Source organism: Neobacillus niacini (genome assembly GCF_048572935.1).
In the GTDB taxonomy this organism is placed as follows: Bacteria; Bacillota; Bacilli; order Bacillales; family Cytobacillaceae; genus Neobacillus; species Neobacillus niacini.
The window spans coordinates 457,501-472,055 of record NZ_CP183883.1; the positions used below are offsets into that span (position 1 = coordinate 457,501).

Below are 14,555 nucleotides of genomic sequence, written 5' to 3' on the forward strand. Positions count from 1 at the left end.
TGGTTGTCTAAGCAACTCCACATCCTTTTCCACTTAACGTAAACTTTGGGACCTTAGCTGGTGGTCTGGGCTGTTTCCCTTTTGACTACGGATCTTATCACTCGCAGTCTGACTCCCACGGATAAGTCTTTGGCATTCGGAGTTTGTCTGAATTCGGTAACCCGATGAGGGCCCCTAGTCCAAACAGTGCTCTACCTCCAAGACTCTTACAACGTGAGGCTAGCCCTAAAGCTATTTCGGAGAGAACCAGCTATCTCCAAGTTCGATTGGAATTTCTCCGCTACCCACACCTCATCCCCGCACTTTTCAACGTGCGTGGGTTCGGGCCTCCATCCAGTGTTACCTGGACTTCACCCTGGACATGGGTAGATCACCTGGTTTCGGGTCTACGACCACATACTCATACGCCCTATTCAGACTCGCTTTCGCTGCGGCTCCGTCTCTTCAACTTAACCTTGCATGGGATCGTAACTCGCCGGTTCATTCTACAAAAGGCACGCTATCACCCATTAACGGGCTCTAACTACTTGTAGGCACACGGTTTCAGGATCTCTTTCACTCCCCTTCCGGGGTGCTTTTCACCTTTCCCTCACGGTACTGGTTCACTATCGGTCACTAGGGAGTATTTAGCCTTGGGAGATGGTCCTCCCAGCTTCCGACCGGATTTCACGTGTCCGGCCGTACTCAGGATCCACTCAGGAGGGAACGAAGTTTCAACTACAGGGTTTTTACCTTCTATGACGGACCTTTCCAGATCGCTTCATCTACCCCGTTCCTTTGTAACTCCATGTTGAGTGTCCTACAACCCCAAGAGGCAAGCCTCTTGGTTTGGGCTATGTCCCGTTTCGCTCGCCGCTACTCAGGGAATCGCGTTTGCTTTCTCTTCCTCCGGGTACTTAGATGTTTCAGTTCCCCGGGTCTGCCTTCAATACCCTATGTATTCAGGTAAAGATACTACTCCATTACCAGTAGTGGGTTCCCCCATTCGGAAATCTCCGGATCAAAGCTTACTTACAGCTCCCCGAAGCATATCGGTGTTAGTCCCGTCCTTCATCGGCTCCTAGTGCCAAGGCATCCACCGTGCGCCCTTTCTAACTTAACCTAAATGGTTATACTCTTACTAAATAAGAGAGAAAAACTAATGTGGCGATTCTCGGTTTTACTTTGACTTCTTCTTACGATTATCTAGTTTTCAAAGAACGATTAAAAAAAGCTTTGAGAGAATTGCTCCCTCAAAACTAAACAAACAAGTAACAGTCAACGTTTTATCAGTCCACAAGGACTGCATTATCCTTAGAAAGGAGGTGATCCAGCCGCACCTTCCGATACGGCTACCTTGTTACGACTTCACCCCAATCATCTGTCCCACCTTAGGCGGCTGGCTCCTTGCGGTTACCCCACCGACTTCGGGTGTTACAAACTCTCGTGGTGTGACGGGCGGTGTGTACAAGGCCCGGGAACGTATTCACCGCGGCATGCTGATCCGCGATTACTAGCGATTCCGGCTTCATGCAGGCGAGTTGCAGCCTGCAATCCGAACTGAGAATGGTTTTATGGGATTGGCTAAACCTCGCGGTCTTGCAGCCCTTTGTACCATCCATTGTAGCACGTGTGTAGCCCAGGTCATAAGGGGCATGATGATTTGACGTCATCCCCACCTTCCTCCGGTTTGTCACCGGCAGTCACCTTAGAGTGCCCAACTGAATGCTGGCAACTAAGATCAAGGGTTGCGCTCGTTGCGGGACTTAACCCAACATCTCACGACACGAGCTGACGACAACCATGCACCACCTGTCACTCTGTCCCCCGAAGGGGAACGTCCTATCTCTAGGAGTGTCAGAGGATGTCAAGACCTGGTAAGGTTCTTCGCGTTGCTTCGAATTAAACCACATGCTCCACCGCTTGTGCGGGCCCCCGTCAATTCCTTTGAGTTTCAGCCTTGCGGCCGTACTCCCCAGGCGGAGTGCTTAATGCGTTAGCTGCAGCACTAAAGGGCGGAAACCCTCTAACACTTAGCACTCATCGTTTACGGCGTGGACTACCAGGGTATCTAATCCTGTTTGCTCCCCACGCTTTCGCGCCTCAGCGTCAGTTACAGACCAGAAAGCCGCCTTCGCCACTGGTGTTCCTCCACATCTCTACGCATTTCACCGCTACACGTGGAATTCCGCTTTCCTCTTCTGTACTCAAGTCCCCCAGTTTCCAATGACCCTCCACGGTTGAGCCGTGGGCTTTCACATCAGACTTAAAGGACCGCCTGCGCGCGCTTTACGCCCAATAATTCCGGACAACGCTTGCCACCTACGTATTACCGCGGCTGCTGGCACGTAGTTAGCCGTGGCTTTCTGGTTAGGTACCGTCAAGGTACCGGCAGTTACTCCGATACTTGTTCTTCCCTAACAACAGAGCTTTACGACCCGAAGGCCTTCATCGCTCACGCGGCGTTGCTCCGTCAGACTTTCGTCCATTGCGGAAGATTCCCTACTGCTGCCTCCCGTAGGAGTCTGGGCCGTGTCTCAGTCCCAGTGTGGCCGATCACCCTCTCAGGTCGGCTACGCATCGTCGCCTTGGTGAGCCGTTACCTCACCAACTAGCTAATGCGCCGCGGGCCCATCTGTAAGTGTCAGCGTAAACCGACTTTCAACTTTCCCTCATGAGAGGAAAAGGATTATCCGGTATTAGCTCCGGTTTCCCGAAGTTATCCCAGTCTTACAGGCAGGTTGCCCACGTGTTACTCACCCGTCCGCCGCTAACCAAGAGGTGCAAGCACCTCAAGATTCGCTCGACTTGCATGTATTAGGCACGCCGCCAGCGTTCGTCCTGAGCCAGGATCAAACTCTCCAAGAAAGTTGATTAGCTCATTTTGTTACGTTGGCTTAGCTTTTATAAAAAGCTAAAAAATTGTTTGTTGACGTTCTTGTTTGTTTAGTTTTCAAAGAGCAAATAATCTTTTCCGCTTCAAAAGCAAACTTGCTCAGAAGCAACTCTGTTACTATATCATTTCGTTAACTAAGCGTCAACCCTTTTTTAAAAAGTTTTTAACACCGACGTGTTATTAACACGCCATTAACGACTGCTAAAATATAATAACACCTTTGCCAGCTAACGTCAACAGTATATTGATATTAATTTTCACTTCGGCATTTAACTGCAATATATATATAGAAGAAAGCCGGCTCATACTTTGAGCCGGCTTCACTTTATTTCGTAATCTTAATAATTCCTGTTTGTTTTAAGTTAACTTGACCAGGCTTTTCAATTACTACCTTCTCACCTTCAGCTAAGTTAGTGAAGACAACTGGTGTAATGGTAGATGTAGCATGTTCTTTAATGTAATCTAAATCGACTTTTAATAATGGCTGACCTTGATCAACAATATCATTTTCAGAAACTAACGTCTCAAACCCTTGGCCCTTTAAATTGACCGTATCGATTCCAACATGGATAAGAATTTCACGTCCAGTATCAGATAGAATTCCAATTGCGTGTTTTGTTGGGAATAGGTTAACGATTTTACCGTTTACCGGTGATACAATTGTACCCTCTGCAGGAACAATCGCAAAGCCGTCACCCATCATTTTCCCTGCAAATACTTGGTCAGGCACTTCTGTAATTGGCTTTAATTCACCTTTTAACGGCGCCATAAACCCTTCATCTTCATTACCACGTGCAGTTTGAAGTGCTTCTGGATTAATTTCCTCGATTTGCTGTTCCACACCTTTTTCAGGAGCTTTTACGGTTGTGCTTGGCTTTTTACCATTCATTATATCCTTCATTTGACCCTTAATGGTTTCAGAGCGCGGTCCAAAGATCGCTTGAATATTATTTCCTACTTCTAAGACACCTGCTGCACCAAGTCTTTTTAGTTGGTCTTTATCAACATCTTTAATATCATTAACCGACACACGAAGACGGGTAATACATGCATCTAAATGAGCAATATTCCCTTTACCACCCATCGCATCTAAAATGTTAGAAGCCAAGTCACCAGAGTTAGCTTTACCAGTTGGTGCTTGATTTTCTTCTTCCTCTAGCTCACGTCCTGGAGTTTTCAAATTAAACGTACGAATTGCAAAACGGAAACCAAAGTAATATACAACCGCAAAGACAAGACCTACCGGTATAACAATCCACGCATTTGTTTGCGGGTTAATTAACCCAAAAAGAATATAGTCAATTAAACCACCTGAGAAAGTCATTCCGATTTTTACATCTAACATATGCATAATCATAAACGAGAATCCCGCGAAAATCGCGTGTATAGCAAATAAAATTGGTGCTACGAATAAAAATGAGAATTCAATAGGTTCTGTAATACCCGTTAAGAAAGATGTTAGGGCAGCCGATGCCATTAATCCTCCGACAAAAACTTTCTTTTCAGGCTTAGCTTCATGATAAATAGCCAGTGCTGCAGCTGGTAGTCCAAACATCATGAATGGGAATTTACCTGTCATAAATGTTCCAGCTGTTAAATTCTTAACATTGTCTGTAATCTGAGCCATAAAGATACGTTGATCTCCACGAACCACTTCTCCTGCTTTTGTTGTATATTCTCCGAATTCATACCAGAATGGCGAATAGAAAATATGGTGTAATCCAAATGGAATTAACGATCTTTCAATGACACCGAAAATAAATGCAGAAATTGTTAAGTTTGCATGAACCATGTTTTGTGAGAATGCATTTAGACCATTTTGAATTGGCGGCCAAATGAAAATCATCAATATTCCTAAAACAAGAGCAGATGCAGCAGTAATGATAGGTACAAAACGTTTACCTGCAAAGAATCCTAAATAAGATGGTAATTCAATTTCAAAAAACTTATTGTACATAGATGCTGCTAGTATACCGACGATAATACCACCAAATACTCCTGTTTGAAGAGTAGGAATTCCAAGTACACTCGCATAACTTAAACCATTAACATCCTCAGCTGTAATACCAAGTACAGTACCCATTGTTACATTCATAACTAGGTAACCGATAATAGCAGCCAGACCAGCAGTTCCTTCTCCACCAGCTAACCCTACAGCAACACCAACCGCAAATAAGAGCGGTAAGTTTCCAAAGATAATATTCCCGGCATTTTGCATAACAGAAGCAATCAATGCCACCGTGCTATTATCTAAGAATGGTGCTATTTCTAAAAGTGCTGGATTTAAGAGCGCGGCTCCTAAAGCAAGTAATATACCAGCAGCCGGCAACAACGCAACTGGGAGCATTAATGCTTTACCAACTTTTTGCAAGACGCCAAAAGCTTTTTTAAACATAATATACATACCTCCAATTTTTCATATAGCTCATTAAGCGTTTTCATTTACCACAAAAACACAAAAAAGGCATGAGTAAAAGTTCAATTGAAATGAGACTACGGGTATAGATTACCCAAAAGCCTTGGTTTCAATTAATACTTTTCACTCATGCCTGATCGAATCAGTAACACGTAAAAAATAATAACTATTTAAATTTTTTCTGTATTCTCTGCAAGTGCATAGTTAAGTAAACAGCTTCTGCATCAAATACTTTCATTTTCAATGTTTGTTGCATCACTTTAATGAGCTTCCATGAGAGATTATAGCATACAGGATATTCTTGTTTCAATAGAAAAGATATTTTTTCTGGCTCATCTACCTTTTCCCCTTTAACCACCCTCTCGATGGTAAAACGAAGGTGTCGCACAAGCCTCATATAATCAATACTCTCTTTATCGATATCAATCTCAAACTGCTCTTCCACCATTTTTACCAGTTTGCTGACGAGCTGTGAATGCTGATTCACTTCAGATAAATTTCTATTTGTCATAGCACTGTGAATATGGAGAGCAATAAAACCTATCTCTCCTACCGGCAGAGAGATGCCCGTTTTTTCATTAATAAAATCAACAACCTCAGAAGCAATTTCATATTCATGCCGATAGAGCGTTTTTGTTTCCACCAGGAAGGGATTACTCATTTCCATACCTTGAGATACTCTATTGATTGCAAACACTAAATGATCGGTCAATGCAACATGGATATGCTCATCTAATTGTGTATGGGTTCTTTGTTTTATAATTCCAATAGCAGATATAATCACTTCTTGTAGATCATCATCAATAAAAGGAAGCAATTTAATATAATTTTGTTGTTCCTTTTCATTTTTAAGCACAAATAGTTTTTCTACCGAATCTGTTTCAATAAAATCTCCCTGTTTCCGATTAAAGCCTATTCCTTTACCGATTAAGACAACTTCTTCATAGGAAGGATGCTGTGCAATCAAAACATTGTTATTTAATACTTTATCAATTAATAGCTTCGCCATGCCTTCCTCCCCATCTTATCCGAATTACCTTAGTATTCTCATGTTATAAGAGACAAAACAAGAAGTCAACGACATTATTCGACAGCTATCCCTTATACGAAATCCTCTTGTTATGTATTAACAATCCAATATAAAAAAAGAGCCTGTGATTGCTCACAGGCTCCCTTGACTTCCTTATAGAAATAAGAAGTATAAAACGAAAATAACAAAGAATAAGTACATGATTGGATGAATTTCCTTCATACGCCCTTTAACGATCATAGTAATTGGGTAAAAGATAAACCCAATCGCAATCCCTGTTGCAATGCTATAGGTCAAAGGCATAGCAATCATCGTAAGGAAGGCTGGAACTGCCACTTCAAATTTTGTCCATTCAATTTTCCCTAATGAACCAACCATCAATGCGCCAACAATGATTAATGCTGGTGCTGTAACGGCGGCGGTAACAACTGATAGTAACGGGAAGAAGAACAGTGATAATATAAACAATGCTGCTGTAACAAGTGAAGCAAACCCTGTTCTCGCACCTGCCGCTACCCCAGCAGATGACTCAATATAAGATGTTGTCGTAGAAGTACCAAGTACGGCACCAACAGTTGTTGCTACTGAGTCAGCAATTAACGCCCTGCCAGCACGTGGTAACTTATTGTCTTTGATCATTCCTGCTTGATTTGCCACTGCCACAAGTGTCCCAGCATTATCAAAGAAATCAACAAACAATAGAGTCAAGATAATTCCAAGCATCCCCATTGTGTAGAATGAACTATCGCCTAAGGAAGAAAATGCCGCTCCAAATGTAGGAGCTAAACTTGGAACAGAGTCGACGATTTTATCTGGAGTTTCAATTAGATTAAAGATCATTCCTACGATAACTGTAATAATCATTCCGAAGAATACTGCTCCATTAATTCCTCTGGTCATCATAATAACCGTAATAATTATTCCGAAAATAGCCAGTAATGTTGGTCCAGCCGTCAAATCACCTAAACCAACCAATGTTGCATCATTGTTTACTACAATACCAGCACTCTGTAATCCAATAAATGTAATGTATAAACCAATACCCGCTCCGACTGCATGCTTTAACTCTATAGGAATAGCATTGATTAATTTCTCACGTAAACCTGTTAATGTCAGCAAAAAGAAAAAAACACCGGAAATGAAGACTGCTCCTAGAGCATGCTGCCATGGAACGCCGCTTCCTAACACAACAGAGTAAGCAAAGAATGCGTTTAAGCCCATACCCGGCGCTAATGCAAGTGGATATTTACCAAGTAACCCCATCACAATAGAACCGATCGCTGCAGCTAATGCTGTGGCTACAAACACTGCTCCATAATCCATACGAAGTGAATCTGGTAAATCCGGTACACTTGATAGTGTTAATGTTAGCGGGTTTACCACTAATATATAGGCCATTGCCAAGAAGGTGGTCATGCCGCCAATAATCTCACGGCGATAATTCGTCCCTAATTCCTTGAACATAAAATATTTTTGCATTTGTTCTTCCCCCTAGGAATATATATCTTTTTAAAACGAAAAAAACGTTCCGAATTCTACCGGAACGCTTGACTTGGGGCAAGTGTAAAAAAGAGGAATATCCCTCCGATTATCACTGCCTCGTAGTCAAGCCATTTACGGTGGCTCGGTAGAAACTTTTGGGCCATATCCCCAATATTATACGAGTTAAATCGACAAATTATTTACTTCTCCTTTATCTTATCAGGGATTTCCCAACTTGTAAATAAAAAAGCGAACGTTTTTAAAATTATATTTAAAAACGTTCGCTTTTAGAAGTATTATTTTAAATTTATTCCCACTCAATAGTTGCAGGCGGCTTACTGGTAATGTCATAAACAACTCGGTTAACATGAGCTACTTCATTAACGATTCGAGTAGAAATAACTTCGAGCACATCCCATGGGATACGCGCCCAATCAGATGTCATCCCATCAATTGACGTAACGGCGCGGATACCAATTGTATAATCATAAGTCCGTGTGTCACCCATTACACCAACACTGCGAATGTCCGGTAGTACAGTAAAGTATTGCCATATTTCACGATCAAGTCCCGCCTTCTTAATTTCTTCGCGGAGGATCCAGTCAGATTCGCGGACAATTTCAAGTTTATCTTCCGAAATCGCACCTAAAACACGAATTCCAAGACCTGGTCCAGGGAATGGCTGTCTCCAAACAATATCATCCGGAATTCCAAGTTCTGTACCCAGTGCACGAACCTCATCTTTAAACAGCGTATTTAATGGTTCGATTAATTTGAATTGCATATCTTCAGGCAGCCCACCGACATTATGGTGAGATTTGATCGTTTGTGCAGTAGCGGTTCCACTCTCGATAATGTCAGTATAGAGTGTTCCTTGTGCTAAAAACTCAATTCCTTCAAGCTTAGTTGCTTCATCATCGAATACATAAATGAACTCGTTGCCAATGATTTTACGTTTCTTCTCAGGATCAGAGACGCCTTCTAATTTAGATAAGAAACGTTCTTTTGCATCCACTTTAATAACATTCATATGGAAGCCTTCAGCAAAGGTCTTCATCACACTCTCTGCTTCATTCTTTCGAAGTAAACCATGATCCACAAAAATACAAGTCAGCTGATCACCGATTGCTTTATGAATAAGCACAGCCACAACAGATGAGTCTACACCACCGCTAAGGGCACAAAGAACTTTCTTATCGCCAACCTGAGCGCGAATCTTCGCCATTTCCACTTCAATAAAGTTTTCCATTGACCAATCGCCTTTACAGTCACATACATTAAAGACAAAATTCTTAAGAAGCTCATTTCCATATACAGAATGACGAACTTCTGGGTGAAATTGAACCGCATAAAGTTTCCTTGCCTCGTCACTCATTGCTGCAATCGGGCAGTGCGGGTTTGTTCCATCAACGGTAAAACCAGCTGGTGCTTCCACTACTAAATCTCCATGGCTCATCCAAACGATTTGCTCCTCAGGCAAATCATGGAATAGTTTGTTTTGATTTTGAATATTCATGACAGCTTTTCCGTACTCACGGTTCTTGGCCTTTTCAACTTTTCCATCAAAGTGAACAGTCATTAGCTGCATACCGTAGCAAATCCCTAAGATAGGAAGACCCATTTCAAAAATTTCTTCATCACAGCGGAAAGAATTTTCATCATATACACTATTCGGTCCACCTGAAAATATGATTCCTTTTGGATTCATTTTTCTAATTTCCTCAGCCGTAATCGTATGAGGATGAAGTTCACTGTAAACACCGAACTCACGAATTCTACGTGTAATTAACTGGTTATACTGGCTTCCAAAGTCTAAAACCACAATCATATCTGTATTTGTCAACACGTCCACCTCTTCCAAAATATTAAGGTTAGTATTTACTTCAAAAACAAAAAAAAAACTAGAATTCCGCCTCCAAATAAAACTAGGAAGGCAGAATTCTAGCTTTCTCTTAATTGCTAAAGCCGAAATTCTGCCTTCATAGTCAGGTTGTTTATGGTAACCCGGTAGAGACTCTCGAACCTTATTTTCGAGGATATATGAAGGAAATCTATTATTCGAGAAGCGGAAGCGCCTTGCACAGGGTTGTGAGTCTAGGACGAGCCGGCGGGAAGGTTGTTCTTCAACTTTTCTGACGGATTGGCTTATGACCGAGGAAAAAGTGTTTTCCTTTTTCACAAGCCCCTAGGCGCTGCAACTACACATTAATTTTACGCCTTATTGTAACAATAGGTTGTTTTATCGGTCAAGCTATTGTCTTTTTAATTAAATTTTCCCATAATTCCCGTGAATCCTTCCAGCTTCCTTCGGGGAGTTTTTGATGATATAGATATTGCTCATATCTATCCGTCAGCTTAGACATCTCTCTAGTTGCAAAGAAGGTATCAATGTATCGGGCATAATTTCGCAATGTTTGTCCCTGATTACGCTTTAAACCATAACGCTCTAATTGGTCTAAAAGGATAAGATAGGCTTTACCGATATTTTCATCTTTTTTTCTCATTCGGAACTGAAATAAATATAAACGCGGGATCCACTTTCCTCGCAGCCTATATATAAGGCCGATTGTACCAATAACTACCAAAACGAAAATGACAATCCATTTCCAATTTTTATCTAAGAAGACTTTTGCGCTAATCCAGAATCCATTAAATGAAAAAGTTTGATCTTTTTTCTGTGAGCTGCTGCTATTTTTCTCCACATCCTGCTGTGGCTTAGGTGTTGGCTGAGCTGTTGCTTCAGTTGCAGGAGTTGTTCCATCATCATTTGTATAATCAATGGAAATAGTATTGGTGAAGCCCTTTGTCGGTTCAAATGGAACCCACCCTTGATTAGGAAAATAGACTTCAACCCATGAATGGGCATTATTATTGGTAACTTCATAAATTTGTTTTGAAGAATCATCTTCACTGTACTCTAGAAATTCCCCGCCAGTATAACCTTTTACCCAGCGTGTAGGAATTCCTATTGATCGGAGCAGCACCGCCATCGAGGTGGAAAAATTATCACAATATCCTATTTTTGTTTCAAATAGAAATTGATCTACGTAATCATCATTTTCTCCCGGAATGGCTACATCACTCTGACTATAGGTGAATCCAGAGCCGCCAAAATGGCGCTCGACAGCTTTTGCTTTATCAAACCAGTTTGATTCTTTTTCCGTTATACTCTCAGCTAGCTCCCTCACTCGACCGGGCAGGTTATCAGGCAATTGCGTATATCTCGTAACAAATTCTGCGTCAACCTGTTCGGGATCTGCGGCAATTGTTTCCCTTAGATCAGCAGCATGATATTTCGGTACCTTATACTCCATTGAATAAGAATCAGGAGCAATGGGACTAGAGTCCGTGTTGTTCAATATTGAAATTTTTTCCTTTGTTGAGTCGATTTCTAACATATAATTACGTTGGAACTGTACCCTTTGGATACCGGCCGGATAAATGAGGTGATTATAATCCATAAACATAAATAAGGAGGCACTCTCAACCCGTGTTTCAACATTAGAAGGGATCGGGAAAATAGGTATTACATCCTCTCCTCCTATTCGGAAGGGAGTGGATTCAGAAGGAATCCAGCCTTTACCTGTATAATGGTCCTTTGTTTCTACCTTCCAATAATTTTTTTCAACTGCTTCACTCCGAAAAACGATACTATCATCCCCAATAAATGGACCACCCAAACGAGAATCATCTGTGCCGTAGCCTACTTTAGCAATCCCATTTCCTGGTCCGTCCTCCCTGTCATTCTTGCTGGCAGCCTTTAGATATGGAACAGGGTCTGGCCATATTGGTGCGAACTTTGGGGCTATAATGCCAGTGATAACACTAAAAGCAATCATGAAAACTAACGGTCTCATCCATTTTCGAATAGTAAAGGAATCACTAATTACATTTTCCTTAGCGAGAATTCGGTAATAGGTTAACATTCCCATTACAGCAAAACCAACTACAACCGTTCGGACAATGGCTGTTTTTGCACTATATAATGTGAATGTATCTAAAACGGTTATATAAATGAGTGTCATAAAGAAGAAAATGAAAAGCCTTTTCCGATTCAAAAGCCAATAATGGACTAAATACACCATTAACCAAAGGAGAATAAACAACAAAAAGGTCCTGAATTCATTGGTCATCCCTAACCAATTGCGAGCGATAATCATCTTAAAATTTGCAGTTAAATCATTCGTAAAAAAAGTCAGCCAAGTAAATCGAAAAAAACCTTCCTCATAATGAAACATATTAAGCGAAAAGAAGATAAACCATAACTTTACTATCGTTTGCCAAATCCACTTCATCCTCAGAAAGGCTAATAGAAACGATAATAAAATAAAGATCACAAACATTTCAATATGGTCTGTTTCCGTTAATTGCTCGACTGGTCGAAGCCATTCCCATAAAAGCAAAAAACCAAACAAGTATAAAAGAAAAGACTGAAAATCTCTTTTCATCGCAAATTCACCTCCGAAAAGGCAGATGCAAATTGCCCTTCATGAACCATTATTACACGTACATTTCGTGCGTTCGCCAATGCAATTAACGACCTTTCTTCTTGAGTAGGAGATTCCTTTTCTCCTTTTATGAGGAATAAGGTAATCTTTCCTTTCCTTTGCCCTAGGAACCCAGCCTTCTCTAATAAAGGCTTCGATAATTGTGCTGACACCAGCAAGAATGATACTGTTTGCTGGGTAAACATCCCCTCGGTTTCTAACACTTTTTCAAACGAGGAAGGACTCTTTGCTTCTATCTTTGCTAAATGATAGAAAAGCTGGTGCAGTTGGGTTTCCCCACCCCTTATAGGAAAGGAAGCTCTTTCTCGACTAATCGTCAAAAGTCCAATTTGTGCTCCCTTTTTCAAAACGGTACGTAATAAAGAAGCTGTAAAGGAGACAATTGCTTCAAAATTCTTATCAGGTACGCAATCCATTACAACAAATACATCATGAGATTGACGCTGTTCAAATTCCTTTGTCATGATTTCATTTCGTTTTGCAGAGGCTTTCCAGTTAATCCATGAAAACCGATCACCAGGCTGGTAATCCCGGACACCAATCGCCAATGTGGTATCACGCTGTACCCGTTCTCTTGAAGCAGTCATACCCTGATCAAAATGGGTTTCAAAGGGGCGGTACAGTAACTCTGTATAAGCAGGGTAGACAATGATTTTACTTACATATGTTTGAGATTTTTCTTTCTCCACTAGACCGAGAATATCACCGGTTCTGACAATAAAACCTTGTAATATATGCTCCCCCCTTGGAAGTTCATCAATAACATAATCATAGGTAAATTCCTTCCTAAAGCCTGGCAGCAGCAATGCCTTTGCCTTCTTTTTCTGCTGGGAGTGTTTGAGAGAATCATCTAGATGATCCTCTATGAGCAGATAAACTATAGGAAAAAAAGAGTTTCTCTTTACATTTACGGTTACCTTTAACGTTTCACCCGCGTTGTAGTCATTTTTTGGTATATGTCGTGTTATTTCCAGCTCATTCAAAGAATAAAAGGATAAACCAACACAATAAAGGGCAAAAGGCAAAAAGCTATAAAATAAAAACCAGCTTACAAATCCACCTTGAAACATGGCGTAAGAAAAGGTAAGCAGAATCAAAAATAGTAAGACAACAAACTTCCATACCTTTTTGAATGGAATCCATAACTTTTTCATTGTTACTTCACAAGCCTTTGTATTGGAACAGGAATTCTTGCAATGACTCGGGTAACAATTTCTTCAGCTGAAATTCCTTCAAATTTTGCTTCTGATTTCAAAATGATCCGGTGAGATAAAACAAACGGTGCTAAATACTGAATATCGTCAGGAAGGATGTAGTCACGGCCGTACATAAAGGCATAAGCCTGCGCCGTTTTCATGAGGGCAATTGATCCCCTTGGACTGGCGCCAAGGTACACTCCAGCAAATTTTCTAGTTAGGTTAACGATATCAACAATATAGCGTTTAATCGTTGGATCCACATAGACTTCTTTGATTTCTTTTTGTAATGCAATTAATCCTTCTAGGTCAATTACTGGATGAAGGTCTTCAATTGGCGGTACCTTTTGTGCTCGATTTAAAACTTCTATTTCTTCATCCACTTCGGGGTAGCCCATTTTCATTTTCAATAAAAAGCGATCCAGCTGTGCTTCAGGCAGGGGATAAGTTCCTTCATACTCTATGGGATTTTGTGTAGCCATTACAAAGAAGGGCTTTTGAAGCCGATGGGTGACTCCATCAATGGTTACACTTGCTTCTTCCATTCCTTCAAGCAGAGCAGATTGGGTCTTTGGCGAAGTTCGGTTAATTTCATCTGCGAGAATAATGTTCCCCATCAATGGTCCTGGCCGAAATTGAAATTCCATTTCCTTTGGGTTATAAATTGAAATTCCCGTTACATCTGATGGTAATAAGTCAGGAGTAAACTGTATCCTGCGGAAGTTAGCATTTACAGACTTAGCAAGAGCACGGACCATCATCGTCTTCCCAACACCAGGCACATCCTCTAGGAGCACATGCCCTTCTGCTAATAAGGCAATAAGGCTAAGTTCGGCAACATTCCTTTTTCCAATCATAACCTTTTCAATGTTTAAAAGAATTTTTTCTATTATGGGATTCATTTGTTCTCGGGCCACTTTATATCCTCCTTAAAAGTTCTATCGATATAGAACATTATATCTCACGTATTCTATTTTTCTTTCGGAAATTCCTGTAAAAAGAAGCGAAATATTCAAAACTAAGTAATTGAATTATAAACCTCCTTAAG

General features: G+C 41.1%; 7 protein-coding genes, 2 rRNA genes and 2 riboswitches (1 of these 11 running past the window's edge). All 9 genes read right to left on the minus strand.

What is annotated here, in order from left to right:
- Positions 1 to 1,102 (minus strand): 23S ribosomal RNA (locus ACN6MT_RS02095); it reaches 1,835 nt to the left of the window's first position.
- Between the two features lie 195 nt (positions 1,103 to 1,297).
- Positions 1,298 to 2,847, minus strand: a 16S ribosomal RNA gene (locus tag ACN6MT_RS02100).
- Together the 16S and 23S rRNA genes form the textbook arrangement of a ribosomal RNA operon.
- Before the next feature lie 353 nt (positions 2,848 to 3,200).
- A complete protein-coding gene (gene ptsG / locus ACN6MT_RS02105) occupies positions 3,201 to 5,270 on the minus strand; it encodes a glucose-specific PTS transporter subunit IIBC (RefSeq protein WP_419954627.1) in 2,070 nt (689 codons plus the stop codon).
- Positions 5,271 to 5,457: 187 nt separating this feature from the next.
- The gene (gene glcT, locus ACN6MT_RS02110; RefSeq protein ID WP_419954628.1) at positions 5,458 to 6,300 is read right to left on the minus strand and encodes a glucose PTS transporter transcription antiterminator GlcT; all 843 of its coding nucleotides are present in this window, start codon (positions 6,298 to 6,300) and stop codon (positions 5,458 to 5,460) included.
- Between the two features lie 174 nt (positions 6,301 to 6,474).
- Complete coding sequence (locus tag ACN6MT_RS02115) at positions 6,475 to 7,800, minus strand: NCS2 family permease (RefSeq protein WP_063253386.1); 1,326 nt, start codon at positions 7,798 to 7,800, stop codon at positions 6,475 to 6,477.
- 103 nt (positions 7,801 to 7,903) lie between these two features.
- Positions 7,904 to 8,005, minus strand: a riboswitch (purine riboswitch).
- A gap of 105 nt (positions 8,006 to 8,110) precedes the next feature.
- The gene (gene guaA / locus ACN6MT_RS02120) at positions 8,111 to 9,631 is read right to left on the minus strand and encodes a glutamine-hydrolyzing GMP synthase (protein WP_419956364.1); all 1,521 of its coding nucleotides are present in this window, start codon (positions 9,629 to 9,631) and stop codon (positions 8,111 to 8,113) included.
- A gap of 134 nt (positions 9,632 to 9,765) precedes the next feature.
- Positions 9,766 to 9,867: riboswitch (purine riboswitch) on the minus strand.
- Positions 9,868 to 10,049: 182 nt separating this feature from the next.
- The gene (locus tag ACN6MT_RS02125; RefSeq protein WP_419954629.1) at positions 10,050 to 12,251 is read right to left on the minus strand and encodes a transglutaminase TgpA family protein; all 2,202 of its coding nucleotides are present in this window, start codon (positions 12,249 to 12,251) and stop codon (positions 10,050 to 10,052) included.
- Positions 12,248 to 13,465: a DUF58 domain-containing protein gene (locus ACN6MT_RS02130; RefSeq protein ID WP_419954630.1), complete on the minus strand. Its 1,218-nt coding sequence runs from the start codon at positions 13,463 to 13,465 to the stop codon at positions 12,248 to 12,250. The genes ACN6MT_RS02125 and ACN6MT_RS02130 overlap by 4 nt, the downstream gene beginning before the upstream one ends.
- Positions 13,466 to 13,467: 2 nt before the next feature.
- On the minus strand, positions 13,468 to 14,409 hold the full coding sequence (locus ACN6MT_RS02135) for an AAA family ATPase (protein WP_419956365.1): 942 nt from the start codon (positions 14,407 to 14,409) through the stop codon (positions 13,468 to 13,470).
- Positions 14,410 to 14,555: the final 146 nt, after the last annotated feature.

Bases quoted from the DNA above. Each gene is read 5' to 3' on its own strand.
- ptsG (WP_419954627.1), bottom strand. From the start codon at position 5,270: ATGTTTAAAAAAGCTTTTGGCGTCTTGCAAAAAGTTGGTAAAGCATTA.
- glcT (WP_419954628.1), bottom strand. From the start codon at position 6,300: ATGGCGAAGCTATTAATTGATAAAGTATTAAATAACAATGTTTTGATT.
- ACN6MT_RS02115 (WP_063253386.1), bottom strand. From the start codon at position 7,800: ATGCAAAAATATTTTATGTTCAAGGAATTAGGGACGAATTATCGCCGT.
- guaA (WP_419956364.1), bottom strand. From the start codon at position 9,631: ATGATTGTGGTTTTAGACTTTGGAAGCCAGTATAACCAGTTAATTACA.
- ACN6MT_RS02125 (WP_419954629.1), bottom strand. From the start codon at position 12,251: ATGAAAAGAGATTTTCAGTCTTTTCTTTTATACTTGTTTGGTTTTTTG.
- ACN6MT_RS02130 (WP_419954630.1), bottom strand. From the start codon at position 13,465: ATGAAAAAGTTATGGATTCCATTCAAAAAGGTATGGAAGTTTGTTGTC.
- ACN6MT_RS02135 (WP_419956365.1), bottom strand. From the start codon at position 14,409: ATGAATCCCATAATAGAAAAAATTCTTTTAAACATTGAAAAGGTTATG.